This is a genomic window from Thioclava sp. UBA3469, assembly GCF_002378135.1.
GTDB lineage: Bacteria > Pseudomonadota > Alphaproteobacteria > Rhodobacterales > Rhodobacteraceae > Thioclava > Thioclava sediminum.
In genome coordinates, this window is sequence record NZ_DFRG01000099.1 from 1 (window position 1) to 281 (window position 281).

The 281-nt window shown below is 68.7% G+C and carries 1 protein-coding gene; it reads right to left on the reverse strand.

Translation table 11 applies throughout. The features are described from left to right. On the reverse strand, window positions 1-281 hold a 281-nt coding region (locus tag B3D39_RS08305; RefSeq protein WP_286789595.1), incomplete at both ends, for a molybdopterin-dependent oxidoreductase.

Here is a 281-nt window from a genome sequence, read left to right on the forward strand (position 1 = left end):
GGCCGGAACGCCGGTCAGCTCTTCGACGGCTTCCGGCGAGTGGGCCGGATCGGCGGCGAATTCGGCATAGTCCGTCCATTCGTCCCAATCGCAGCGCTCGCGGATGAAGGCCTCGTCGAACAGCCCTTCCGCCACGATCACATGGGCCATCGCGGTCAGCACCGCGACATTGGTGCCCGGGCGCAGGGCCAAGTGATGCCCCTCGCCCATATGCGGGGTCTCCAGCAGGTCGATCCGGCGCGGGTCGACCACGATCAGCTTCGCCCCCTGCCGCAGCCGCT